Raw genomic sequence first — 26,271 nt, forward strand, 5'->3', positions numbered from 1 at the left:
AAAAGCCGAATAAAAACTTACAACATTCGTTTGAATTGAGGACGTTACTAATGATAATGAAAGAATTTTTAATCGATTCTTTGATGAACTTAACCTCCGATAGTATTGTCATCGTGGATGTAAATGGAACAGTGTTGGATGTCAATAAACAATTTGAAGAGTTGCACGGCTGGCGTAAGGAGGAAGTTATCGGGGAAGTGTTGCCGATGGTTCCTGAAGAACATAAAGAGGAAGCTCTTCGACTATATCAAACCATACTTCATGGTGAACAAACCAAAGATTTTGAAGCTATTATACTTAAAAAAGCTGGCGCTACCTTTTACGCGAATGTTACGGTTTCACCTGTGAGAAATTCGGAAGGCGTGATTGTTGGATTTGTCGGAGTTGAGAGGGACATCAGTGAAAAGAAGAAAGCGGAAGAGGAGCTTCTAGATAGAGAAAAACAGTTTAGCAGATTGATCAAGCTAAATCCAGAAGCTATTTGCTTACATAAGGATGGCGTCATCCAATTTGTGAATGATGCTGCTTGTAAACTGTTTGGTGGTGCTACGCCAGAAGAATTTTATGGCAGATCTATTTTTGAATTTTTCTATCCAACGGATAAGGATGTTATTATAGAGCGGCTTCAACATGTCATGAAAGCTGATCTAGACAGTTACAGTGAGTTTGTAGAGAGAAAGATGCGCAAGTTAGACGGTACTTCTTTCGATGTCGAAATATCTTCCATTTATGTCTATAAGAAAATGGGATACCCTGTCGTGCAAAGTGTCATTCGTGATCTCACGGAGCGTAAAAAGTCGGAAGAAGCGATGATTCGATCTGAAAAATTGGCGCTCATTGGTCAGTTGGCCGCTGGCATCGCACATGATATCCGCAATCCCTTAACTTCGTTGAAAGGGTTTGTACATTTACTCAAAGCTAAACATACCGATTATGTTGATGTGATGATTGAAGAACTCGAACATATCAATTATGTCGTCAATGAGTTTATGACGCTAGCGAAACCACATCTGAATTATTACATAGAGAGTAAGATCGAAGATCTTGTTCAAAGTGTCATTCACTTTTTACAACCACACGCCCTCCTGCATAATGTTCAAATCCAAATGAGCATCGATCAAGTACTTCCTCCCATCTTCTGCATACCAGATCAAATTAAACAAGTATTAATCAATGTATTGAAAAATGCTATAGAGTCCATGGCGAATGGTGGATTCATACAAATCACATTCAGAAATCATGCCAATCAAGAACTGGTTATTTGCGTCAAAGATCAAGGTATTGGCATTTCAGAAGATGGGTTAACCCAGTTAGGGGAACCATTTTTCACGACGAAAGCAAATGGAACCGGCTTAGGACTCATGGTCTGCAAGCGAATTGTCGAAGATCATGGTGGCAACATTTCTATTCAGAGTAAACTTAATGAGGGAACAACAGTTGAAATCGAGTTGCCTTTACGAAAGCGAGTTAGCATAGAGTCTTAACTTTATTTCGATAACATGATGAAAAGTGGAAAAAACACAATGAAATACATTAACTTGTAAATTGAGTTCACGGTTCAAATCCCTGATGATAGAGCTATAAGCCAGTTAAACTTAATCTCAGGGACAAAGTAATTGCCTATTTACACACAGCCCTAGGTGAAAAGATAACAAGAACGACTTTAGCGGAACTCGTTCATTTGAATCCCAATTATTTGGATCGCGTTTTTGCAGAGAAGTTCCATATGAACCCGATGCAGATGCTTCGCGAGCTTCGTATGAAGAAAGTTAGAAGAATGCTGGAAACTAGTGAATATACGTTACCGGAAATAGCAGTGCAGTGCGGTTTAGGCGACGCCTCCTATCTAACCCAGCAATTCTTTAAACGCTTTGGGCTAAATCCAGGAATGTATCGCCAACAAGTTCGATTAAATGATCAGACGTATTACAAAAGCCCTTGAAATAAGGGTTTTTTCTATCTGTTGTCAGTTTCATGATAATTGCAAAGAAATAATAAAGTTATAACTGGCGAAAAAAATGGCTACTAAGGAGTGCGATCCTATGCAAGCAAAGGGCTTGAAACTAGCTGCGTATATCGACAAGTATCTGGCATTATGGGACTTTTACGGCGTTATTCAAGTTATCGAAAAAGGAGAAGTGTTATTTGAAAATGCATACGGATATGCGAGTATTGAATTTGAAATTCGAAATCAAATGAACTCGTGCTTCTCCCTTGCTTCCATATCCAAACAGTTTACTGCTTTTGCCATTTTACTTCTTCATGAAAAGCAAGTGTTGGACATCGATCAAGGAGCTCATCTGTACCTACCGGCCGAATTGAAGATTGACGAGTCGATTACTGTACATCATTTGCTGTCACATACATCGGGTTTAGCTAATTTTTATAACTTTGAGGGTGATTTCTTTGCTGATTATAACAGAAAGGATTACTCGCGAAGTGATTTCTTCCTTATGTATTTTAGGAATGAACTTGCATATCCACCTGGTACAACATTTAATTACAATAACGCCAACTACAATTTACTTGCTTGGATGATTGAACATGTTTCTGGAGAGAAGTACGAAGATTATGTTCGTAACCACATATTCTTGCCTTTAGGGATGACAAACAGCGTTGTTGATGATGGAAGTAAACTAATCAAGAACAAATCTTCAAATTATGTACAAGATTGTGATGCATTCATAAAAAGTCCCTATCATAATGAAAAATTTAGCGTTGGCGCAGGTGCTATCGCTTCAAACTGTGATAATTTGTACAAATGGTACATCTGTCTGCGGGATCGAAAGATATTATCACCACGAAGCTATGCAAGGTTATTTGAAGAGAACCACAACAACTATTGCTATGGCTTAGAGCATCATGTTGTATATGGCACAAACACATACACTCATGGTGGAGATCATCTAGGCGTGAGCACGTATATGCAAAATTATTTTGATGAAGATATTTGTATCATCATTCTTTCTAATAATACAGCTATCGATCAGTATAGATTAGGGAAAGCGATCTCCGATATTCTCCATCATGTTGATGTCGATGTTCCAGCGAAACTTGAAGAATATCCAATAGACAACAGTAAGCTTCAAGATTACTGCGGCGTATACTTAAAAGATAAAATCGAAGTAAAATGTATGAATGGTAAATTATACTTTGTAAGATTCAAGGCCAATCTTCATATTGAGGTCTATCCGGTTGGGAAAGATAGCTTTGCTCGCAGATATTCGGATACAACACAACCTTACCGGATTACTCAGAACGAGAAGGGGGAAAGGACTTTTTTCGGGTTTGCGAAGCGTAATGTTGAACTGTAAATGAAAATAGCTGAAGAGGCAGGGGGACGTCATTGAAATACGGCGAAATCATTGGTGAAGGTCAAACAGCAACTGTCTATGCGTGGGAAGCAGGTAAAGTGCTCAAACTTTACCATCAGGGGTATCCCGAGAGTGCCGCACAAAGAGAATTTCAAAATGCGATGGCAATCCAAGGTTACAACTTTGCACATCCAAAGGCACATGAGTTGATATACTGCGATGATCGAATAGGTATTGTATTTGACAGAGTTGAGGGAGAATCCTTGTTGAGTTGGGTTTTCAGAACGAGGGACCTCCAGGGATGTGCTGCATATATGGCGAATCTTCATAAGAAAATCTTACAGAACAACGTTAGTGGTGTGGAGAACTACAAAGCATTTCTAAAATCCAACCTATTAAAATCCTCATCAGAACATATTCCAGACAAAGCAAATGTAATCCGTACTCTGGACAAATTGAAGGATGGGGATACGCTATGTCATGGGGATTTTCATCCAGGAAATATATTAATTTCAAACGGACAAACCATGGTTGTTGACTTTATGAATTTGTGTCATGGCGATTATTTATATGATGTTGCTCGCACTGTTTTTCTAGTGGCCTATACACCCGTACCCGCAGTCGCAGAACAAAGAGAAACACTTCTCTATTTTAAAAACAAACTAGCAGAACTGTATCTCATCGAAATGAACGTTACCCGAGAAATGATACAGGATTACTTAGCTGTCATTGTCGCCGCAAGAGCTGGGGAATGCCCGGACGAAGAAGTAAAGGAGTCGAAAGCATATGATTCGTGAAGCCGATCGGTCAGATCGAGATCAATTATCTGAGCTCTACAGAATGTTAGTACCCAACAGTAAGAAAATGAATGTACTAGAAGAGCAAATTGAAACGATAAGAAAAGATCCAAATAATTTTTTACTCGTATACGAAGAGAATGGTGAACTTCTAGGTTCGGCTACACTGAATATTTGTTTGCAGGCTATGCATGGCATGAGACCCTATGGTGTGGTGGAAAATGTGATTGTACATGAAAATCACAGAAACAGACTTATCGGACAAAAGCTGCTTCACTATGTTGAGGAATACTGCAAATCCATTCATGCACATAAAATTATGCTATTAAGTAACGCTAGACGCGAAAGAGCACATCAATTTTTTGAAAGAGAAGGGTACAGCGGTTCTGTGAGTAAAGGGTTTAAGAAATATTTATGAGGATAGTTCAATTGAGACTTTAATCGTAAAAAAGGCTACTGATCAAATGATCAGTAGCCTTAGGCGATTTAGGACATTTCCTCTCTGCTGACCAACACTTTTTTCTCCCATGCTCTACTTCTCCAACGGAGTAGTAAAAGAAGTCCTCTAACTGCTTCGTCAAGGATGAATACGATCCACATTCCGACAAGTCCGTATCCCAAATGTACACCGATCCAATAGGTAAGAGGCACACACAGCCCCATTATGACACATGAGCCAACAAGAAGAATAAATCGTGCGTCACCGGCAGCTCGAAGTGCTTCTCCAATTACAATGTTCAAACAGCGTACGGGCTCTAGGAGGAAGCCATACGTAAGTAATAAAGCCCCCAATGCAATGATTGCGGTATTGTCCGTAAACATTCCGATTAATTGTTTTCTGAACAAAACACTTAAAGTAACCGCGGCGATGGATAGGAATAGGCTAAGCAGCAAACTGCGAAACAGCTGCTTGTAAGCTTCTTCTTTTTCACCTGCGCCGACAAGACGACCAATGATGATTTGAGTCCCACGTCCTAAGGAAATGGCTAGAACCATAATGAACGTCATAATATTTTGCGTATAAATTCTAGTGGAAAGCATTTCAGCGCCAAGTTGCGTGATAAAATAGGTCGTGATCAGTTGACTTATGGAGTAGATGAGCTGACTCCCGGCAGTAGGGATACCGATTGTCAAAATTTTCTTTAGATCTTCGAATCTTGCTTTGTAAAAGTCGCTGAAAGATAAGTTCAAACGAACGATTTTTGTTAAAATAGTGCTATAGATAACCAATCCGAGTAATTGGCTGAATACGGCAGATATCGCGACACCGGGAACCCCGAGTTTTGGAAAGCCGAAGGGACCGAAAATAAATAAAATACTACCGGTCAAATTTACGAGATTGATTCCTAGGCTGACTGCCATGGTATACCTTGTATAGCCATGTACCTGCGTTATGGCCGCAATCGTGAGATTAATGGCTTGGATAAATAAGCAGCTGCCAACGATGGATAGGAATAGACGCGCCTGCTCCAGAGTCTCCGGTTCCAATCCAAAGGGTAGAAGCAGTTGTTTGCTAAAGCAAACGATACACAAGCTTATTAGGAAACCGAATATACAATTAACCGAGAGTGCTCCAGCCGCAAACTTCTTGACATCCTTGATTTTATTTGCACCTAAATATTGAGAAATGACAATGGCGGTGCCCGTTGAAATCACTTGAAGCAGCAAGAATAAAAAAATAATGAGTTGATTGCTGACACCTACTGCTGCAACAGCTTCATCTGACACCTGACTCACGATGAACGTATCGGAGGTTCTCATAAACACTAAAAGAGACGATTCAATAAATATGGGCCATGTGATGGTGAACAAACTAAGTTTCTTAGGACTCGTCATTGGGCAAGAACTCCTTCGATACGCCTCGATATAGATCTTCTATTAATCATGAGGTATGGCGAAACCGTTTTCATTGCATAATTTGGGCAAATGAATGCTTATATTGACTGTAAATGATTGCGAGAGAAGAATCCACATAAAATTTCTATTAACCTGTATAACGAGTCCAAAGGGAGATGACATAGGTGGAAGAGCAATGGCGAATAGCTGCTTATGAACCAGAATGGAAGGATATATTTAATGATGTAGCTTCTACATTGAGACAATCCCTAGGGGCATATGCAAGTAGGATTGATCATGTTGGATCGACATCTGTCATCGGTTTGGATGCAAAACCAATCATAGATATTCAAATCTCCGTGCTAGACCTCGATGATACAAGGAGCTATAAGCATAAGATTGAAAACGTGGGTTTCGTTTTTAGGGAAGATAATCAAGACAAATCGAAAAAATATTTCCGGGAAATAGCTGGGACACGAAGAACCCACATCCATGTTAGGCAAGTAGGTAGTTTCTCTGAGCAATTAACATTATTATTTAGAGATTATTTGAGAGAACATCCCGAAGACTGTGTGAGATACGCATTAGAAAAACATCGCTTGTTTGCACTTTATCAGCATGAGCGAACCAAGTATGTTGAGGGAAAGGGTCCGGTTGTTTGGGACATTATACAGAAAGCCCATTTGTGGTCGCAAGAAGTGGGATGGAGTCCGAGTGTAACGGATATGTAACGGATATGTAACGGATATGTAAGGAAACCATGCAGCCAATGAAAAACTCCCCAACCCTATTAAAGAAAGGGAAAGGGAGTTTTATTCATTTCAAATTAAACAGTTGCCGTGCATTTTCACTGAAAATTTTCCGTTTCTTTTCGATGGGCAGTCGTTGCAGAATCTTCGTCGGGTCATCAAAGTCCCAATGGGGATAGTCGCTGGAGAACAGAAGCATATTCTCAGCGTCGAACATATTAAACATAGATTCAAGATGTTTGAAGTCGTCAGGCTCCTCAATTGGCTGTGTGGTAAGGAAGCAATGGTCACGTACATATTCACTCGGCATCCGCTTCAACCATGGTGTGGATGCGCGTAGAGCTTTGAAGTTTTTATCCAGCCTCCAAAGCAAGGGTGGCAGCCATGTTACACCACCTTCGCAAAACACCACTTTAAAGCCCGGATATTTCTCAAATACACCTTCGCATACAAAACTCACAAGATGAGCCATAAACGTTTGCGGCAAACACGTATGCCATTGCAAATAGTTCGACATATATCCAACTGCGGTTGGTGCGTTAAATATACCCGAGCCTTCAGAACCTGGATGAATCACAAGAGGTAATCCATTGCGCTCACAAGCTTCATAGATGGGATGGAAATAACGATGGCCGTAAGGCATATTGGAACCACCGGATACACAAACTGCGACGATGTCACTGTGCGGACCGATTCGGTCAATCTCACGCGCGGCTTCTGCAGGATCTTGTGTGCCGATGCACATGTATCCCTTAAACTGCGGGCTGACAGACAACCACTCGGCAATTAGGTAATCGTTGTAAGCACGGCACACGGCTGCAACATGATCACTGTCAGCAAAGCCAGACAAGCCGATGATCGAATCGGAACAAAGTAGCGCGTAGTCCATATTGAACTGCTTGACCAAGTGTTCGAGCATATAATGCGGATCGGACCCGACCGGCAAACCGCTTGGCGGATTCGCATCTTTACGCTTGTTTCCGATTGGCGATGCATAAGGAAGCCCTCCTCCAGGGATACCGAATCTCTCAGCGTGACTCCTCCAGGGTTCATCCAGATAAGGAATTAAATCGTTTCTGCTACGAAATTGATTATGAACGTCACAGTCAATGACAGGCAATACCTCTTTATTTGCATTCATTCTAATATTCCTCCTTTATTGCCGATTACGATACTAATTTGACCATCTTCCACCACTACGGGATAGACGCGAGTACGTACTTTTTCGCTGAACAGTGACTTACCCGTCTTGAGATCGAACTCCCACCCGTGCCAAGGGCAACGTAATATTTCTTGGTCACGTCCATATATGAATTCGTACACTTGGGATTCGAGTGTCGTACCACAGACCAGCCCTTTGCATAACTCCGCTCCTTGATGCGGGCAATAATTATTCACGGCGTAATAGTCACCTTTGACGTTATAAACCCCGATGGAGCGTTGTTCGATTTGTACGATTTTAAATGCGCCCGAAGGAATTTCTTCTATAGATGCGACCGGATATCTGGTCATCATGTTCAGCCCCCTTAAGCTTTGATACTTCTATCTTAAGTTCATAGCTGAGAAAAAACTATTGCGGAAACAACTGTTTTTTGTATAATTCTAAGGTATAGATGGAAAGGGGCGACGTAGGATGATGCAGCTAATATCCGTGTTTATTGACGATATGCAACAGGATTGGCAAAAGGTTGAAGAGGCGACTCTGTCAGATATGCTGATTCTTGTCACTCATGGTAGCGTGAATTATATGGTGGACGGTGAGCCTATTTTCCTTGAAAAGGGGGATTTATTGTTTATTCAAGAAGGGGTCATGCGATCAGGGACGAATGGTCCCGATGGTCCTCATGTGAAATATTCGTCACATTTTCATATCAACAGTAGCACTGATTCGAAAGCGCTTACTAACCTTAAACCGTACCAAAAGGTGAAGGTACAGCGGTTTGATTATGTCAAACAGCGCTTCAGTGCACTTGCGCAACAGTGGTTCGGTCAGAGAGAGTATACAGACATCATCTGTACCGGAATTGCCACTGAATTGCTCGGTTATTTTTTGCAGGAAACATCCGTCGAGCGGTTCGCTTTCGCCAAGCAGAGATTAATGCGTGAGGTTCAGGACTATATTTCCATCCATTACCGTGAGCGAATTCGAATCGAAGATCTATCTCGGCTTGTAGATCGTGCCCCCAATTATGTCACGCAAACGTTTAAGGAAGTGACGGGGATGACACCAATCACTTTTTTGCATCAAATTCGGGTACATTCGGCACGTGATTTGATCTTGAATACAAGAATGACGATAGGGGAGATTGCGGAATATTTGGGCTACAGCGATCAAGCTCATTTCAACCGCGTATTTAAAAAATTACTTGGCTATGCGCCTTCAGCGGTGCAACGAGAAGTCCAGAGAAGAGGTATGCGATGAAGCTGCGTAATCAACTGCATTCGATACAGTTCAAGCTAACACTTACTTTTCTGCTCATTTTGCTGCCACTCGTAAGCGTCAGTGTATTCGCGAATAACTATTCCCAATCGATTATGGATGAGCAGATCGGCGATCGTACGCGAGGCGCGCTGCTTACAACCCTAGAATATGTCGATCAGCTTACCAAAAATATGGACCAACAAACATTGATGATCGGATTGAATCCATCTATCGTGGATATTTGGAACGATATCGATAACCCACTCAGTCCGGATCATTTATACGGACTCCATTCGGTACAGCAACAACTTTCTGCAATAACCAATGTCAACGGCGCTATAAAAGAAGCATTTATCATACATGGAGAAAGCGGAAATGGTGTATCCACGATGACTGGCGGCGTGAGATGGCCAGAGGTAAAACAGGAGTTTTGGTTCAAACAAACGGTGAACTCAAATGGGGGACTTGTTGTTCACATACCAACCAACACAGGTATCGGACAATCGAAATATTTGAATAGTGATATTATTTATTATTCACGACTTCTCGATGTGCAGAGCTCCATTAAGGAGCCGAACGTGCTTGTGTTAGCGGTAGACAAAGCTTCTTTTCGCAAAATCATTCAACATCTGCAGACGTCGGATAATATGAATATACAATTGTTCTATAATAATAGCTTTGTACTGGAAACAAATCCTGCCTCTGTTCGTGGGACAGGTAATGAAGATGAGATGATGTCGATTAGTGAAGCTAGTAATTACTGGTCGATACAGCTTGAACAGCCACGTTCCGAACTATTTCGATTAACGCATAGATTGCAACAATTTACGTATTTAATCATTGTCGTAAGTATCATTATGGCGGTATGGTTGGCTTGGCTCGTCCACGTGGAAATATCTAAACCTTTGCAGAAGCTGCTAGCGGCGTTCAAACAATTCAGCGGTGGCAACTTTACTACGCATATTGTGCATCACCGAAAGGACAAATTCGGCGCCGTTATGAATGGGTTTAATCGAATGGCAGATGCCCAGCGGATGCTGATCGAAGAGGATTATGAGAAGGAGTTACGACTTGCGAAGTCAGAATTCAGTCTGCTGCAATCGCAGATTAACCCTCATTTTTTGTATAACACATTAGATTCCATATACTCCGTGGCCATTAAGAATAAAATTCAGGAGATCAGTGAGATGGTCATCAATCTCGCACGATTCTTCCGAGTTAGTCTCGGCAAAGGTAGGGAGACGTTTACACTGGAGGAAACGGTTCAGCATCTGATGTACTACATTCGCGTACAGCAGATTCGGACGGACCATTTTACAATTCAGATCACTATTGAGGAAGAGGCCAAGCCGGTTCAAATCTTAAAGTTGTTACTACAGCCTGTTGTGGAGAACGCCATCATCCACGGCCTGGAGCGAAGCTCGCAAGGAGGAGAACTACGGATTAACGCTAACCTAACGGGAGGTTTCTTACAGATTGAAGTTGCGGACACAGGTATAGGGATAACACGGGAGAAAATGAACCATTTACGCAATGAACTAGCTATGATCACTAGTCACTCGTATCGAATTTCACCGAGCAGCCCAACGGACATCTATTTTGGACTCAAAAATGTGAAGTCTCGGCTCAAGCTGTATTACGGAGAAGAAGCAGATTTGACTGTTGTGAGCGTGGAAAATGAAGGTACCCAAGTAACGTTAAGAATTCCTCTGAGGAAGGGTGAAGAAGGTTGAAATTGTTAATTGTGGAAGATGAGTTATATGTTCGCGAAAGATTAGCTGAAGGCATCGATTGGAATGAGGTTCACATTGAGCTGACGTCGGCAGTAGGTACGGGTAAGGAAGCCATGTCCGTCCTTCAAAATGATCATATTGATATTGTACTAACGGATATACGGATGCCTGAGATGAACGGGCTGGAACTAGCCAAGATGGTGAAAATGCAGTTCCCACACATCAAGCTTCTCATTCTAACCGGACATGATGATTTCGACTATGCCAGGGAAAGCATTGAACAGGGCGTATTTAAATATTTAATCAAGCCCGCCGAAAATGAACAAATTGTGGAGGCTGTGCTGGAAGCGAAAGAACAGCGTGAGAAAGAGCTAAGTGAGAAGCATAATATGACCCTTCTGCAAACGCGATGGAATGAACATTTACCTCATTTGAAGGACTTATTTTATAAGAATTGGCTGAACGGCCGTTATTCCGTCTGGGAGATTGAACGTAGAAGTACTGATCTCGCCATTCGTTTGGAAAACCGTAAAGCGTTGCCCATCATTCTTGATATTGATCCCATACCCGAAAGCAATGAACGATTTGATGTGAAGGATAGACCTCTTGTGCAGTTTTCGTTGTTCACGATCGCTCGGGATTTACTAGCAAATGAGAATTGTGTCGTCTTGCAGGATGACGATAGTCTGACCGTTGCAATCTTCTTCGCATCTACTGAAGTGGGAGACGAGGTCATGCAAGGACAAGCGAATGGGCAGATCCTTGGGCTTCTTGAGACAGTTAAGAATACGTTGAAACTGACAGCTAGTGCGGGTATTGGTACTTCAGTCGTCGATCCGTCTATGTTACCTCGTGCATACAAGCAGTGTCGTCAAGCACTGCAAGAGAGGTTGATTCTAGGAAACGGTGTGGCAATTCCATATCGAGACGATGCACCTGCTGAGGATTCTTGGGCTATTCTACAGGAACTCGAACGTGAGTTTGAGGCAGTGATTGAGGCTGGTAGTCAGGAGGAGCGAAGAGAAGAGATCGTTCGTCGTATCATCGAAGAGGGGTTTGCAAGCGGAAAACCGGTATCAGAGGCTCGCGAAGTCTTGTTTCGAATTGTGTGTTTACTTGCTAGGATTGTACATGCACAGGGTTGGACATTGCGAGGTACGTTGAAGCATGAGTATGAAGACTTTGAAGCGTTCACAAGTTTACTTACTCGGGAACAGATTGAAAGCTGGTTAAATCGTATGGCAGGCAGAATTAGTTGGGCCATTATACAGAGAAGGCAGTCCAGTACACAGCGAACATCTCATGAGGTCATTAGTTTTATACAGGAACATTTGCATAAGGAAGAGTTAAGCTTACATTTTGCAGCGGAAAGTTTGTTTGTTAATTATTCATACTTAAGCCGAATTTTTAAAGAATCGATAGGGGAATCGTTCTCCGATTATGTGCTGCGGCTTCGAATGGAGCGAGCGAAAGAGTTGTTGAGTAAAGGAGTCAAGGTATCTGACGCCTCGGAACAGGTTGGGTATCGGCACATGAACTATTTCTCCAAAAGCTTTCAGAAATACTGGGGTGTTAAACCGAGTGAGGTTAATAAATAAAGTCCAATCCATGGATTGGCTTTTTTTTATTCAAAAAGTAAAAAAAGTTGCAATGAAAGTTGAAAGAATGGAATACGCTTTCAAACCAACAACAGCTATAATGAGGGCACAGAAGTTTAATCTAGCAACTTTGAGAGGAGAGAACCCAGAGATGAAAACCTACGTTCCTACAGAATCATCCCGTGTAGTAATTAGCAAACGTGCAAATCGACATCCACTGCTAAAATATTGGGATCTCTATTTGATGGTTCTGCCAGCACTAGTGTTTTTGCTAGTGTTCAAATATGGACCGATGTACGGAGTCTTGATTGCTTTTAAAGACTACAACATTATTCAAGGGGTATTTGCAAGTAAGTGGGTCGGACTTCAGTATTTTCGTGAATTGTTTATGTTCGATGAATTTCCTCAGGTAGTACGTAACACACTAATCATTAGCCTAATGAAGCTAGGTATCGGTTTCCCTGCACCTATCTTACTGGCGCTTCTGCTTAATGAGCTCCGTCTTGATAAATTCAAGCGCTGGGTACAGACGTTTACGTACCTGCCGCATTTCATTTCGTGGGTCGTCATTGGGGGGATAGCTGTTGACGTATTGTCACCGAGCAGCGGTATTGTGAATAAAGCGATTCAAGCGCTTGGCGGTGAACCTATTTTCTTCCTATCGAGTGAGGGCTTGTTCCGCTGGATTCTCGTATACTCCGATGTGTGGAAAGAAGCAGGATGGGGAGCGATCATTTATCTTGCGGCGTTGCTAGGCATTAACGATGAATTGTTTCAGGCAGCCACGGTGGATGGTGCAGGGAGACTCAGACAAATATGGCACATTTCACTCCCTAGCATACGTTCAACGATCATTATTTTGCTTCTGTTGCGAATCGGTCATTTGCTTGACGCTGGCTTTGAACAAGTGCTTGTCATGTACAACCCAACCGTATATGAGGTCGGTGATATTATTGATACTTACGTATTCCGTGTTGGTCTAGGGACCATGCAATTCGGATTAAGCACGGCTGCGGGGCTATTTAAATCAGTCATCGGATGTATCCTGCTAGTTATCGCGAATACGTTAGCCCGGCGGATGGGTGAGGAAGGCATATACTAACTTAGAGAGGTGGAGCTAGTGTGATTCGTACTAGAGGAGAAATGGTATTTAATTACTTCAATATGTTCATTCTTTCGATTATCTCATTAACAATGATTCTGCCTTTCATTCACGTTGGAGCTAAAGCGTTCAGTAGTGAAGCCTTTGTATTATCGAAAGACATCTTATTTTGGCCCAAGGGATTTACGACGATTTCCTTTGAATATGTGCTGTCCAATAAGCAATTTTACTACTCTTTTGGTAACTCCGTGTTCATTGCTGTTGTTGGAACGGTAATTAGTATGGCGCTGACTGTTTTGGCGGCGTATCCGCTTTCCCGCAAGGGTTTACCGTATACACGCTTTATGATGTTACTGTTCGTCATCACAATGTTCTTCAACGGTGGGTTAATCCCTACTTATCTTGTCGTCAAGCAAGTAGGGTTGCTCAACTCACTATGGTCACTTATTTTGCCGACGGCATTGGCACCATTTAATATGATCCTCATTCGTAACTTTTTCATGGGAGTGCCAGACTCCTTAGAGGAATCAGCTCGAATGGATGGCGCTTCTAACTTGCGCATTTTGACATCGATTTACCTGCCATTATCTGTCCCTGCCTTAGCTACAGTTGGTATGTTCTATGCTGTTGGCTATTGGAATGCGTTCTTTCAAGCCATGATGTACATCACTGACCGGGAACTCATGCCTCTCCAGATGTTTCTATTACAACTCGTCACCGATGAGAGGTCAGCGGATCTGGTTGTGAATGATATTTTCCGTGAAGTCACCCCTGAAACGATTCGGGCAGCGGCAATTCTGTGTGCAGTGGTTCCAATTCTTGTGGTGTATCCGTTCATTCAGCGTTATTTTGTCAAAGGGGTTATGCTGGGCGCAGTCAAAGGATAATGACCAGCCTGCGAGTACGCCCGTTTACTTTATACAAACACTATTGGGGAGGTTCTATTCAATGAAAATGCAAAAGAAAGTGCTTTTAGGAATGTCTGTCGTTCTGCTGGTTGGTGTTACAATTGGCTGTAGCGGCAATAACGCATCACCTGCTAGCACCAACTCTGGTTCAGCAAGTACAAGTGGACCGATCAAAAACAAGGACTTAAAAGTGATGCGCACGTATCATCCATCTATGGAGCAATTCAAAGGTAACGACACCATCAACGATAATAAGTTGGTGAATGTGCTCAAGGAGAAATCAGGTTTCAACGTGAAATTCGAGTCGCTGCCTAAGGACAATCCAAACCAAAAGATATCGATCATTTTGGCATCAGGCGATGTGCCGGATATCATGTGGATTCCTGGGAAATCGGACTATTTCAAATTAGCACAGCAAGGGGCGTTTGAGCCGCTAGATGATTTGGCTAAGCAATATATTACAAGTTTATCTAGCTTCCTGCCCAAGGAAATTCTTGACTCTGCCAAACTAGATGGCAAACTTTACGGTATCCCAGTTCGAGTTGCACAACAGGTAGGTAACGGCATATTGGAGCGTTCAGACATTCTGAAAGAGCTCAATTTGAAAGAACCAGCGACGATGGATGAGATGTATACGACCCTTAAGACCATCAAAGAGAAAAAGAATATTGCGCCTCTTACAGGGACAGGTGGTAATCCGGGGGCGTTTATGGCATCCTTCTTGCCTTATGCTTCTGCATACGGAGTAGGCAATACGACCGTTGTTAAAGGTAACAAGCTAGAGTTCGCATGGGTGCAACCGGAATATAAAGAGTTCCTCACGACAATGAAAAAATGGTATTCGGAAGGCTTGATCGATCAGGAATTTGCTATTAATAAAGACATTAAAGACAAGATGATTAACGGAACAGCTGCATTTAGCACCGTGTATTGGGGCGATGCTCTGACAATTGACACGTCGATCAAGGATAAAAAAGGAAGCGGAACCTTACAGTATATCGCACCTGTTAGCGGCAAGAACGGCTCCTCAGGCTTCCAAGAGCAGGGTATTCCGGGTAATTTCATCGTTATTCCGAAGCAAGCGAAGAACAAAGAAGGCGCTGCCGCTTTTATCAATTACATTATGAACGCAGAAACGGACAAATTCCTAACTTACGGAATCGAAGGACAAGATTACAAGGTGGACAATGGACAGATCGTGCAAACGCCAGAACAAAGTAACAACATTCCTTGGCGGACATTGTACTTCTTCGGTGATACGGACCCGAGCTTCACTGCTCGTTTGAAAGTAAAAGGATTCTTGCCTTACTATGAGCCATTGCTGAAATTCAAACAGAATCGCGATGAAACCGCATATGCACCTTCTATCGAGGCTTTTGATTCTAAATTTACGGAACTGCGTAACTATTCAGAAGAAAATGCGCTAAAATTTATTATGGGTAAACGTGATCTAGCTGAATTTGATAAGTTTGTCCAAGAGTTTAACGCCAAAGGTGGCAAAGTTGCTATCGATGCGATGAATGATTGGTATGGGAAAAAGAAATAAGGAATAAGAATAAGGAATGTTCATCTGGAGGCTGTAAAACATGAAGAAAAATACGGACATAATTACCAAACATCCGAATCTGGTCAGTTTTTGGGATTTTCAGGAGGGACCTGGGCAAGCACGTATGTCAAAAGGAAAAGAACCATATGCCTTGCTGGAAGGTTCAGAATCAGTAGAAAGAGACGATGAAGGCATTTTCGGCCCGTATAGTGCTTTGTTAGAGGAAGGGAAATGGTTTCGTATTCCACGTCAAGAACTCAGTAAACTGAACATTCATGGCGAGAATGCACAAGTAACCGTCGTTGCTTGGGTTAAACGCAGAAAAAAATCAAATAAAGAATGCGAATTTGTTGCAGGCATATGGAATGAAACGAATAAGAAACGGCAATACGGACTCTTTGTGAATTTATCCATTTGGGAGAGCGGCCAGCAAGTATGTGGTCATGTATCTTCCTTAGGTGGTCCGACACCTGGATATCGTTGGTGTATGGATTCATCTATTGGCAACACGGAAATTCCGCTAGAAGAATGGCATCTCATTGCGTTTACCTATGACGGCGAGTACGTGCGGTCTTACTTAAACGGTAAATTAGATGAACGTCCCGTTCGAAATCCTTATCATTATCCAGGCGGACTCTTCGACGGTGGCGCAGATGGTGCAGATTTTACTGTTGGTGCAGTGAATCGTTCCAATGAGATCGGCAATTTCTTTGTCGGCAGCATTGGGGGATTAGCGATTTACAATCATGCATTAACTGATGAAGAAATTTATAATCTTGCTTATATGTAAAGAAGTGAATGAAAAAGGAGCTTAGCGGTTTGAACCATGGGACCTGCTAAGTTCCTTTTTTGGTTTCCGCTTCTCGGAAGACCACGCAAGATAAGGTGATGGCATCAGATGGCATCATCTTATTTTGCGTGGTTTTTCTTTTTTACTGGAAATAAAGTGATGGTATAACGCTAAAGCGTTGAAATACGCAGGAAACTTCGATTTTGGAGGTATTAGCGTTATCGCATAACGTTATTGTTCAGCTGGTCGACCATTAGCAAGGATTAGCGTTATTCTATAACGTTAATTAAAATAGTTGTGTCATTTATGGTCTTTTGGGACGGCACCATCAGAGGGTAAACCCAAAAAAAGGGAATGGTGATGGAGTGTCGAATTTCAATCGTGAAAAGAAAGAATGTACACGAATGCTACAAAGGAGACATAGTCGATGACTCAAGCCATCATTTTTGATATGGACGGAACACTTTTTCAAACTGATTTGATTTTAGAAATATCACTCGAGGATGCCTTTGATCATTTGAGATCGTTGGAACTGTGGGAGGAAGAAACCCCAATTGAGAAATATCGTGAAATTATGGGTGTTCCTTTGCCGAAGGTGTGGGAAACATTGTTACCGAACCACACGATTGAAGTACGTGAGCAAATGGATTCTTATTTTTTAGAGAGATTAATCGAGAACATCAGAAGTGGAAAGGGGGCATTATACCCCAATGTTACGGAAGTTTTTACTTATTTACTAGAAAATAATTACTCGATTTTTATTGCTAGTAATGGGTTGTTCAGATATTTAGACGCAATTGTCAACTATTACTCATTAAATCATTGGGTTAGTGAAACATGCAGTATCCAACAAATTGACACATTGAATAAATCAGACTTAGTTCATCGTATTTTGGTGAAATATGGGATAACCCAAGGTGCAGTCGTAGGAGACCGTCTATCGGACATACGCGCAGCTAAAGATAACGGGTTAATCGCGATCGGATGTAATTTCGATTTTGCACGAGAAGATGAACTTTCGCATGCAGATATTGTTATTAATGATTTGATTGAGCTAAAAACGATCGTATCAAAAATGAAAAATAATTGATTACGGATGGAGTGATCGCATGCATTTTGAATGGTCAACTGCAATTATTCAGTTATTTTTAGTAGCAGTCGTGGTTTTGTTTGTATTTTTGATAATAACATTTGTTAGAAAAAAGAAGCTATAGACGATATCGAATATGATTAATGTCATTAACTAATTTATTTAACAGCATTAATTAATTTGTGAGTAATCCCTGAATTTGATGTTTTTGATATTGAAACTGGTTGTTATTTGTTTGGATGTAAAGACATAACCACCCAGAATACAATTAATTTTATTATCCAGACCGATCCTTAAGGGAGAGAATGTATTGAGAAAGACCATTGTTATTTCTTTAATTGTCTTAAGTCTAATTGCTATATATCAGTTTCAAAGACCGATTCTTACAGAAGAAAGCGCTGTGAATAAAGCAAAAGAATATCTACAAATAATTAATACAAATATGAAAGAGAATATTCAAACACAGAAATTACCTGATTATTGTGTGCTAAGAAAGGACACGTTTTGGAATAAAATGATAGGTAATAGGCAATGGACTGTCATGATTGATGGTTATGGCGTTGATATTCAGGCTTATAAAGGAGAGTTTATCCAGATGGTAGGACCTTTGGATGGCGTTATTACTGAACTTCCCAATTAATGGACCAACCGTACTACTTAGGCTTCTAAACATATTATTTCAATTTTAAGGGGGGAGTCCATTGAACAAATGGATTGGTTCCGCAGGTGTTTGCGTGAATTCAGAGCGTCAGCTGCTTATGGTTTTGCAGGGTAAACCAGAAGAAGAGAAGCGATGGTCAGTACCTTCTGGCGGAGTTGAGCTAGACGAAACTTTAGAAGAATGCTGCATCCGAGAAGTTTATGAGGAGACGGGTTACCGATGTCAAATCATTCAAGAGATTAAAAGAAAATCAGGAACATGGGGTCCAATTTCGTTTGATGTGACTTATTTTGAAATTGTAATCGTAGGAGGACAACCAAGCATTCATGATCCAGATGGACTTATCCATGAAATTGCTTGGAAGACCTCGGCACAATTAGAAGAACTGCCATTCTCATTCCCAGAAGATAAAGCGTTTTTATTATCGTTTATGGAGCAGGGCAGTAGAACTTAGTTTGATAGGGAGAACTCTAAAAAATGGGGGTAGAGAAAGTGAACTTAGCAAACAAAATTACAATTGTTAGGATTTTGATGATTCCACTTTTCATGCTTGCTCTTCAGAAATATCCTGCTTGGTTGGCAGATCAATCTAGTTTCTTTACTTTTCTTAATCAATATGGTTTGTATATTGGCATTTCGCTTTTTGTTATTGCTTCGGTCACGGACAAGTTGGATGGTTATGTAGCAAGAAAGTACAATCAAATAACTAATTTTGGAAAACTAATGGATCCCCTTGCTGATAAGCTATTAGTTTCAGCTGCACTCATTATGATGGTACAAAATGACATGATTCCATCATGGATTGCTATTGTTATTATTGGTAGGGAGGTTATGGTGTCTGGTCTACGCATCCTTGCAGCTGCAAAAGGACTGGCACTTGCTGCGGATAAGCACGGTAAAATAAAGTTAGTGATGCAAGTTGTTGCGATTACTGCTGTCCTACTGGATAATTTTCCTTTTGCTTTCCTTACGAAACTTCCCATTGATTTGTACATCATGCTATTTGCCGTAGCAATAACAATCTATTCCGGATACAAATACATGAAGAATAATTATCTTCAACTGCAATTGGATCAATAATGAGATGCTTTAACTTATCTTTGCAATAACAGCTCTTGATATTTTTGAATGTCTCCAGCACCCATGAAGATGAGGATGGAGTCACTGTACTTATTTAAATCTGATGCAAAATTATCGGATACCAATTGAGCATTTGGAATACGGTTCCTTAGGTCATCTATAGAGATGTTTCCTGATGCTTCTCTTGCAGATCCAAATATAGGACAAAGGAAGATATCATCAGCTTCTTTTAGCGAATCGGCGAAATCATCCATTAATTTTTCCAAGCGAGTGAACGTATGCGGCTGAAAAATGCCGACAACCCTTTTACCAGGGTATTTGCTTCTTGCTGCTTCAAAAGTGGCTCTTATTTCAGATGGATGATGTGCATAGTCATCAATGACCACATTGTTGCCCCATCGTTTTTCTGTAAATCTTCGTTGAACGCCTGAGAAAGTCGCCAGTTGCTTTCTAACAATTTCCAAATCTCGATCTAACAAGAGGGCTACGCCAATTGTCGCTAGGGCATTGAGCACACTATGCTTTCCAGACAATGGAATGCTAAAGCGACCTAGCTCAGTATCGTTGAAGAAACCGTTAAAGAATGTGGCATTATTTTCAACTGTCAGATCTGAAGCTCGTACCGTATTATCACTACCAAAACCATAAAATAGTGTATTTGTGTTTGTAGGCAGTAAACGCACTTGTGGATCATCTCCGCAAGCAACGATATGTTTGGTCGTTAAGACAGTCATTTGTTCAAAGGCATTTCTCACGTCATCTATATCAGCAAAGTAGTCTGGATGATCAAAGTCAATATTCGTAATAATCGCTATATCAGGTTGATAAGAAAGAAAATGACGTTTGTACTCACAGCTTTCAAAAATAAACTGAGCAGCATCGGGATGGCCAGTACCTGTCCCGTCTCCAACCAGGCTGCATGTCGGATGATCAGCACTTAACGCATGAACTAACATGCCAGTCGTCGTCGTTTTACCATGAGATCCGGTTACAGCAATACTTGTGTAAGTTTTCAATAGTTCACCAAGGAAATCGTGATATCGTATAACAGGAATCCCTAATTGTTGGCATGTTACGATGGAGGGATGTGTATCTTCGAAGGCATTCGAAGCAATAACTGTCATAGTTGGAGATAATGGCGCCATACCAAATGCGTAAAGCGGAATATTTCGCGTGTCGAGGTTCACTTGTGTGAATAGAAAAGAGTCAACGTCTTCTCCCTGGACTATATGGTTTAGATCATAGAGAACCTGTGCTAATGCACTCATACCACTACCTTTAATGCCAATGAAATGATAACTTCCCATAGCAGCCTCCTGCAAAATAGTCGTAAATGTATATAATCTGCAGCCAAATATGTCTCAACAAACATGCTAATAGTATCGCTTATCCCCAAAATTTACACTGATGATACAATGATAATTAGATGATTTTTGATAGATCATGTGCCTAATCAACCTACATAATCTGTATGTCTTGTAATACACTGAGTAGAGGTGATAAACATGGATAAAGGCGATCCAATAGACATTCTTGCTCCTGTTAATGAGAACGATAAAGAATGGCTACATCATTTATGGGTTAGTGAGTTTGGTGGCGAAACGGTTATATCAAAAGGCAAGACGCATCATGTGAAAGACATGCTTTCACTCATCGCTTGGGTGAATGGTATTCGTGTTGGAGCAGCAACGTACCGACTAGGGAATGATTACGCTGAGTTAGTGAGCATTAATGCACTGGTCAAAGGTTCAGGTATAGGAAGCCAATTAATTGCTGCAGTTGAAAACACGTTAAAGCAATCCGGGTTAAGTCGCATTTGGGTGATAACTACAAACGATAATGTGGATGCCCTGAGATTTTATCAACGCAGGGGGTACCGAATAGCCGCAGTATATCCCGATGCCGTCACAGAGGCTAGGAAGCTAAAAACCACAATCCCCCTAGTAGGTTTCTACGATATACCGATACGTGATGAAATTGAACTTGAGAAAATTCTTTGAGTATTACTGATAAAGGTTCCAGGAAGGTAGGTTACTATCATTATGGAGAATGAAAATGTAATCTATGGTATACTGCTACACCCTACTTACAAGGGTCAGATATTTATACGAAAAGAAAATGAAGAATGGTGTCTTCCCGGTACGAGCGTGCAAGGTGAGATCACAACTGTCTTAGCTACACAAGTAATGTCACAAATGTTAGGGGAGCCTGTTGTCGCATATAGGAATGTTTCTATGACAGAAAGTGTGCCATTGGGTGTATCAGAGGGAATCTTTTTATTGGAGAACCTCAGTTTGAACGAAATATCAACTGTGGGAAAATGGGTGAGTAGGGAAGACCTCGCACATGTACAATTCAACCGGATGGATCATCTCGAAGTTATTTACGCTTATTTTGCTGAACGAGAGAGTGATAAGCAGCCTCGTTATCGCCAGCCTTGGGAGAGTAGAGGATGGATTACAGGAGTTATGTCCTGGGTAAAAGAAGTTCTTGCCGCATTAACCATCGAAGTGGTTGGTCAACCGGAACCAATGAAATGGTGGTGTCTGTCGTGTGTCCTCCGGGTATCTACGACACAGGGGAATGTTTACTTCAAGGTAAACGCGGCACAACCGTTGTTTGTAGATGAAGGAATTTTTCTCAGATACATGGGGAAAAGATATCCTGGACGCATACCCACCGTTCTTGGAACGGAACCTAGCAATGGTTGGATGTTAGTAGGCGATGCTGGTGAAAGATTGAGATATAACATGCCAACTGAATCTAAGGAAGAATTACTACGCACGTTCGCGGCAATTCAACTTGATTCCATTAACTTTGTTGATGAGTTGCTTGCTTTAGGCTGTGCGGATCGTAGAGCGCATCGCCATATTCCATTGATTTCTCCTCTCTTGGACGATGAACTCATGATTTCGAAATTGACAGTAGAAGAAATTAGTGAACTTCGAAACCAAGTCCCAGCGTTAATGGAAATGCACTCAAAGCTTACTGAATTCGCTGTCCCATCCACATTAATTCATGGTGACCTCAATCTTGGAAATGTTACAACTGTAAATGACAAGCTTAATTTCATCGATTGGACGGATGCATCTGTAGCGCATCCTTTTATGGATATGTTTCTTATTTTTGACGAGAGTGATTTAACGCTACGTGATCAACTGCGAGATGTATATTTGGAACAGTGGACCCATTTCGAGCCGATGGATCGTCTGCAAGAGCTCTGGTCACTCTGCGAGGTCGTACATGCTATACATCACGCAATAAGTTACCAATCGATCTTGCATCACACCGAGGAAAGATCGCGATACGAGTTGGGAGATGCACCCTCTTTTTATCTTCGTAAGGCATTGCATTTTCTTCAAGAACATGGTTATTAACTTGAATGGATAAAGTTGGAGGTCGTCACTTCAGATGAAAGAGCCGTATTATTTCAGTCAAAATGAGATCGAATCTATTATTTACCGGTTTGGCAACGATTTTTATGAAAAGGTATTGCGTGATATTGATACATATTCTACTAATTGGGAGTTAGACTCTATTGAGTTGATCCCTTCCTATTCCGCAAATTTGGTTTTTACATGCTTTTCAGTTCGCTTCGGAAAGGCTGTATTAAAAATAGGGAATTCAAGAAGTTTGCATACGGAAGTTAATGCTTTGATTCAGTATACAAACAGCAGATTTTGCAAAGTGTTTGAAGCTGACGTCGACAGAGGTATTCTACTTGAAGAGCGCGTGCTACCAGGAACTTCTTTAAGGGATGAGTCTGATCTTGAAAAAAGACTGTCCGTATTTTGCTCCCTATATAAAGGATTGCATGTTACACCAGTAAACGCTGACCTATTTCCGACGTATTCGAATTGGGTCCGAAGGATAACTGATTACATGAGTACGCGAGAAGATTGTAATGACATGTTTGTGCACATGCAAAAAGCAAATGAAATATGCGAGTCACTTGCAACTTCGTATTCACAGCAGATGCTGCTTCATGGTGATTTTCATCACGATAATATATTGCTTACTGCGAATGAAGAATACATCATCATTGATCCTAAAGGTGTTATTGGTGATCCCATATTTGATGTTCCACGCTTCATTTTAAATGAATTTGAACAACTGGAAGCATCGGAACGATTGAAAAAGATCATTGGCATCGTAGATTATTTAGCAAAACACCTTCAGATTCCAAACGAAATTATTAAACAATGTTTATATGTAGAAACGGCAATGGGAGCCTGCTGGAGCGTTGAAGATGGAGCTACCCCTGAGGAATATAGACGTATATTAGAAGATGTTACTCTTGCAGAAGCTGTTATGAACTCATAAAGATGGAAAGGCTGTCTAATAAGTAGATTCATCTACTTGAGGATGGCTTTTTTCAATTCCCTTTCGAAGGAGGACGATTTAACGAGCCATAAAATCAATGGATAAATGATACCATATTTGAGACTGATGCATAGATGTTACCGAAATGTGAGGAAAACGTCAGCAAAAAGTAATTTTATTCATCCTCAATTTGGGTTACGATAAACGATGGTAACATCCCCCAGATTCAAATCGGAGGTACGAATATGGAAGAAGACTTTGCATGTCTGTACGTTATTCGCGGCGAGCCCTATCGATCCGGCACTTGTGTGAATCTAAGTGCTGTCAAAACGCTCGTCGGTCGCATATCCAATCAGTTTACTCCAGAATTGGCCTTTACGAACGCATTTATTTCTCGACAGCACTTTATTATTCTCAAAGAGCAAGACAAGGCTGTGCTTTACGATTTGGGTAGCCGTCACGGAACGGAGATTAACGGTGTAACCATAAAACCACACACCCCGTATCCGCTTCATAATTTTGATATAATTAGGCTTGCAAAGGGGATGAGTGTCCTTCATTTCACCTATATGTATGCGGATGAAACACTTGAAATTGAACCACTCAGCATCACTCGGCAGCTGGAAATACCTGAATTACCACTAACAATTCATTGGGAGAAAAGAGAATGCGTGGTAGATGGTAAGCGAATCCCTATGTCAGAAAAAGAATATTTGCTGATTCGTTTGCTTCATCAGAAAGCGAACCAACTCGTTACACTTGAGGAGATCAAATCCAACGTATGGCCGGAACGTTTACCTGGTGTAGGGGGTATTTCGGATGTTTCTTTCGACGAATTGAATGCACTGATATACCGGGTGCGCAAAAAATACGGCAAAGACACCTTTTTGATTAGCGCAGTGCGCGGTAGTGGTTATGTGCTGGAATCAGAATTGATTTCGTTATGACGAAAGTAGGTAGACATACATGAGATATATTCAGACAACATATTCAGGCCCACTGAACGGAAGTGTACATATACCAGGTGCGAAGAACAGTTCTCTTGCTCTTCTTGCTGCCGCTTGTCTGGCAGATGATATCGTAACACTAGGCGGTATTCCAATTATAGATGATGTCAATATTATTGCCGGGATTAGCCGGGACATCGGTATGGAATTTACGCAAGAAGGTAGACAAGTCGTTATCGACCCACGCATGATCCACAGTGCTGTGATAGATCCGGGTAAGGCATCGAGTTATAGAGCGTCCTATTATTTTGCAGGTGCACTATTGTCCAAATTCGGCAGAGTCACGATCGGTTTCCCAGGAGGCGACGATTTCGTTTCAAGACCGATCGATCAACATATCAAAGTGTTTCAAGCACTTGGCGCAAAGGTTCAAATGTTCAATGATTATTTCATTGTAGAAGCTGCCGAACTGAAAGGCGCAGACATTTATTTTGATACGATTACCTCTGGCGCGACGATAAATGCCATGCTGGCGGCAGTGCGGGCCAAAGGACGGACACAATTGCATAACGCGGCTGTGGACCCGGAAGTAGTGGATACGGCAGTCTTCCTGAATCGGCTCGGAGCGAAGATTTATGGGGCGGGAACTGACCGTATCCGAATTGAAGGCGTCTCCTATTTAAATGGGGGTGCCCACGTGACCATACCAGACAGGCTGATTGCAGGGGCTTTCTTGATGGCCGCAGGGTTGAATGGGGGACAGGTTACTGTTCAAGATGTCATCCCTGAGCACCTTGGTTCTTGCCTTGCAAAGATGGAGGAGATCGGGATTCATGTGGAATGCGGTGAGAGCCACATTACCGCTTATCGTACAGGATCGCTGAAAGCAACGCGGATCCGTACAGGCATGTATCCAAGCTTCGCAACTGATCTACAACAACCTATGACTGCACTTTTGCTGCAGGCAAAGGGGAAGAGCATCGTAACGGATCGCGTTTTTCCAAAACGGTTGGCCCACGTGCCTCAGTTGCGGCGTCTCGGCGCAGAGATTGAATTGCGTCATGAGAGTGCCATCCTCCGCGGAGGTGTTCCCCTGCATGGCGGGTGGGTGCATGCAACGGATGTGCGTGCCGGTACCTGTCTGTTACTAGCTGGTTTAGCAGCTGAGGGTAACACGTGTATTACTGGCATAGAGCACATCGAGCGCGGTTATGAGGACGTAATCGGCAGCTTTCAATCCATCGGAGCTAAGCTTTCCATGCGCGAGTTGGATGCACAGGAACTGCCTGAATTAATCCACCTGAAAGGGTAACAAGAAGAGTACGATTCTATAAAGGAATCGTGCTCTTTTTCAACATCTTTGAAATTGGAGATG

At 41.7% G+C, this 26,271-nt stretch carries 26 protein-coding genes; 22 read left to right on the forward strand and 4 right to left on the reverse strand.

Annotated features, from left to right (window positions below; genetic code table 11):
• The first annotated feature begins 56 nt into the window (after positions 1-56).
• The 5 genes from J2736_RS06655 to J2736_RS06675 all read left to right on the forward strand — a co-directional run bounded on the left by J2736_RS06655 (position 57) and on the right by J2736_RS06675 (position 4,529).
• A complete protein-coding gene (locus tag J2736_RS06655; protein ID WP_310224596.1) occupies positions 57-1,484 on the forward strand; it encodes a PAS domain S-box protein in 1,428 nt (475 codons plus the stop codon).
• A gap of 164 nt (positions 1,485-1,648) precedes the next feature.
• Positions 1,649-1,942 (forward strand): helix-turn-helix domain-containing protein, encoded by a 294-nt coding sequence (locus J2736_RS06660; RefSeq protein ID WP_310225253.1) that lies wholly within the window; start codon positions 1,649-1,651, stop codon positions 1,940-1,942.
• Between the two features lie 76 nt (positions 1,943-2,018).
• Positions 2,019-3,314: a serine hydrolase domain-containing protein gene (locus J2736_RS06665; protein WP_310224598.1), complete on the forward strand. Its 1,296-nt coding sequence runs from the start codon at positions 2,019-2,021 to the stop codon at positions 3,312-3,314.
• 32 nt (positions 3,315-3,346) lie between these two features.
• Positions 3,347-4,111, forward strand: a complete 765-nt coding sequence (locus J2736_RS06670) for an aminoglycoside phosphotransferase family protein (protein WP_310224600.1) — start codon at positions 3,347-3,349, stop codon at positions 4,109-4,111.
• On the forward strand, positions 4,101-4,529 hold the full coding sequence (locus J2736_RS06675) for a GNAT family N-acetyltransferase (protein ID WP_310224603.1): 429 nt from the start codon (positions 4,101-4,103) through the stop codon (positions 4,527-4,529). Before J2736_RS06670 ends, J2736_RS06675 begins: the two co-directional genes overlap by 11 nt.
• A 68-nt stretch (positions 4,530-4,597) precedes the next feature.
• On the opposite strand, the gene J2736_RS06680 is transcribed toward J2736_RS06675, so the two are convergent.
• Complete coding sequence (locus tag J2736_RS06680; RefSeq protein ID WP_310224605.1) at positions 4,598-5,947, reverse strand: MATE family efflux transporter; 1,350 nt, start codon at positions 5,945-5,947, stop codon at positions 4,598-4,600.
• A 185-nt stretch (positions 5,948-6,132) separates the two neighbouring features.
• Here J2736_RS06680 and J2736_RS06685 point away from each other — a divergent pair, with 185 nt between their 5' ends.
• Positions 6,133-6,678, forward strand: coding sequence for a GrpB family protein (locus J2736_RS06685; RefSeq protein ID WP_310224607.1), 546 nt, complete (start codon positions 6,133-6,135; stop codon positions 6,676-6,678).
• Positions 6,679-6,763: 85 nt separating this feature from the next.
• Here the strand turns inward: J2736_RS06685 and J2736_RS06690 are convergent, their stop codons facing one another.
• Together J2736_RS06690 and J2736_RS06695 are read right to left on the reverse strand one after the other, a co-directional pair.
• The gene (locus tag J2736_RS06690; RefSeq protein WP_310224611.1) at positions 6,764-7,837 is read right to left on the reverse strand and encodes an amidohydrolase family protein; all 1,074 of its coding nucleotides are present in this window, start codon (positions 7,835-7,837) and stop codon (positions 6,764-6,766) included.
• Complete coding sequence (locus tag J2736_RS06695; protein ID WP_310224613.1) at positions 7,834-8,211, reverse strand: Rieske (2Fe-2S) protein; 378 nt, start codon at positions 8,209-8,211, stop codon at positions 7,834-7,836. Before J2736_RS06695 ends, J2736_RS06690 begins: the two co-directional genes overlap by 4 nt.
• 118 nt (positions 8,212-8,329) lie before the next feature.
• On the opposite strand from J2736_RS06695, the gene J2736_RS06700 reads away from it, so the two are divergent.
• The 11 genes from J2736_RS06700 to pgsA all read left to right on the forward strand — a co-directional run bounded on the left by J2736_RS06700 (position 8,330) and on the right by pgsA (position 19,626).
• The gene (locus J2736_RS06700; protein ID WP_310224615.1) at positions 8,330-9,118 is read left to right on the forward strand and encodes an AraC family transcriptional regulator; all 789 of its coding nucleotides are present in this window, start codon (positions 8,330-8,332) and stop codon (positions 9,116-9,118) included.
• Positions 9,115-10,851, forward strand: coding sequence for a sensor histidine kinase (locus tag J2736_RS06705; protein WP_310224618.1), 1,737 nt, complete (start codon positions 9,115-9,117; stop codon positions 10,849-10,851). The genes J2736_RS06700 and J2736_RS06705 overlap by 4 nt, the downstream gene beginning before the upstream one ends.
• A complete protein-coding gene (locus J2736_RS06710; RefSeq protein ID WP_310224620.1) occupies positions 10,848-12,449 on the forward strand; it encodes a response regulator in 1,602 nt (533 codons plus the stop codon). The genes J2736_RS06705 and J2736_RS06710 overlap by 4 nt, the downstream gene beginning before the upstream one ends.
• A 151-nt stretch (positions 12,450-12,600) precedes the next feature.
• Positions 12,601-13,551, forward strand: coding sequence for an ABC transporter permease (locus tag J2736_RS06715; RefSeq protein ID WP_310224622.1), 951 nt, complete (start codon positions 12,601-12,603; stop codon positions 13,549-13,551).
• A gap of 20 nt (positions 13,552-13,571) precedes the next feature.
• On the forward strand, positions 13,572-14,438 hold the full coding sequence (locus tag J2736_RS06720; RefSeq protein WP_310224624.1) for a carbohydrate ABC transporter permease: 867 nt from the start codon (positions 13,572-13,574) through the stop codon (positions 14,436-14,438).
• Positions 14,439-14,499: 61 nt separating this feature from the next.
• A complete protein-coding gene (locus J2736_RS06725; RefSeq protein ID WP_310224626.1) occupies positions 14,500-16,005 on the forward strand; it encodes an extracellular solute-binding protein in 1,506 nt (501 codons plus the stop codon).
• A 40-nt stretch (positions 16,006-16,045) separates the two neighbouring features.
• Entirely contained in the window at positions 16,046-16,795 is a 750-nt protein-coding gene (locus tag J2736_RS06730; protein WP_310224628.1) for a LamG domain-containing protein, read from the forward strand.
• Positions 16,796-17,222: 427 nt separating this feature from the next.
• Entirely contained in the window at positions 17,223-17,885 is a 663-nt protein-coding gene (locus tag J2736_RS06735) for an HAD hydrolase-like protein (protein WP_310224630.1), read from the forward strand.
• Positions 17,886-18,195: 310 nt separating this feature from the next.
• Positions 18,196-18,525, forward strand: a complete 330-nt coding sequence (locus J2736_RS06740; protein WP_310224632.1) for a hypothetical protein — start codon at positions 18,196-18,198, stop codon at positions 18,523-18,525.
• 61 nt (positions 18,526-18,586) lie between these two features.
• Complete coding sequence (locus J2736_RS06745; protein ID WP_310224634.1) at positions 18,587-19,000, forward strand: NUDIX hydrolase; 414 nt, start codon at positions 18,587-18,589, stop codon at positions 18,998-19,000.
• Between the two features lie 38 nt (positions 19,001-19,038).
• Positions 19,039-19,626 carry a CDP-diacylglycerol--glycerol-3-phosphate 3-phosphatidyltransferase gene (gene pgsA, locus J2736_RS06750; RefSeq protein ID WP_397340233.1) on the forward strand — a complete coding sequence of 196 codons (588 nt, stop codon included), beginning with the start codon at positions 19,039-19,041 and terminating at the stop codon, positions 19,624-19,626.
• Between the two features lie 14 nt (positions 19,627-19,640).
• Here the strand turns inward: pgsA and murC are convergent, their stop codons facing one another.
• A complete protein-coding gene (murC, locus tag J2736_RS06755; RefSeq protein WP_310224638.1) occupies positions 19,641-20,933 on the reverse strand; it encodes a UDP-N-acetylmuramate--L-alanine ligase in 1,293 nt (430 codons plus the stop codon).
• A 198-nt stretch (positions 20,934-21,131) separates the two neighbouring features.
• On the opposite strand from murC, the gene J2736_RS06760 reads away from it, so the two are divergent.
• The 5 genes from J2736_RS06760 to murA all read left to right on the forward strand — a co-directional run bounded on the left by J2736_RS06760 (position 21,132) and on the right by murA (position 26,208).
• Positions 21,132-21,626, forward strand: coding sequence for a GNAT family N-acetyltransferase (locus J2736_RS06760; protein ID WP_310224639.1), 495 nt, complete (start codon positions 21,132-21,134; stop codon positions 21,624-21,626).
• 294 nt (positions 21,627-21,920) lie between these two features.
• A complete protein-coding gene (locus J2736_RS06765) occupies positions 21,921-23,003 on the forward strand; it encodes an aminoglycoside phosphotransferase family protein (RefSeq protein ID WP_310224642.1) in 1,083 nt (360 codons plus the stop codon).
• Between the two features lie 34 nt (positions 23,004-23,037).
• Complete coding sequence (locus J2736_RS06770; protein ID WP_310224644.1) at positions 23,038-23,949, forward strand: aminoglycoside phosphotransferase family protein; 912 nt, start codon at positions 23,038-23,040, stop codon at positions 23,947-23,949.
• 245 nt (positions 23,950-24,194) lie between these two features.
• Positions 24,195-24,896, forward strand: coding sequence for an FHA domain-containing protein (locus J2736_RS06775; RefSeq protein WP_310224646.1), 702 nt, complete (start codon positions 24,195-24,197; stop codon positions 24,894-24,896).
• Positions 24,897-24,915: 19 nt separating this feature from the next.
• Complete coding sequence (gene murA / locus J2736_RS06780) at positions 24,916-26,208, forward strand: UDP-N-acetylglucosamine 1-carboxyvinyltransferase (protein ID WP_310224647.1); 1,293 nt, start codon at positions 24,916-24,918, stop codon at positions 26,206-26,208.
• Positions 26,209-26,271: the final 63 nt, after the last annotated feature.

It is taken from the genome of Paenibacillus qinlingensis (genome assembly GCF_031455095.1).
Lineage (GTDB): Bacteria > Bacillota > Bacilli > Paenibacillales > NBRC-103111 > Paenibacillus_E > Paenibacillus_E qinlingensis_A.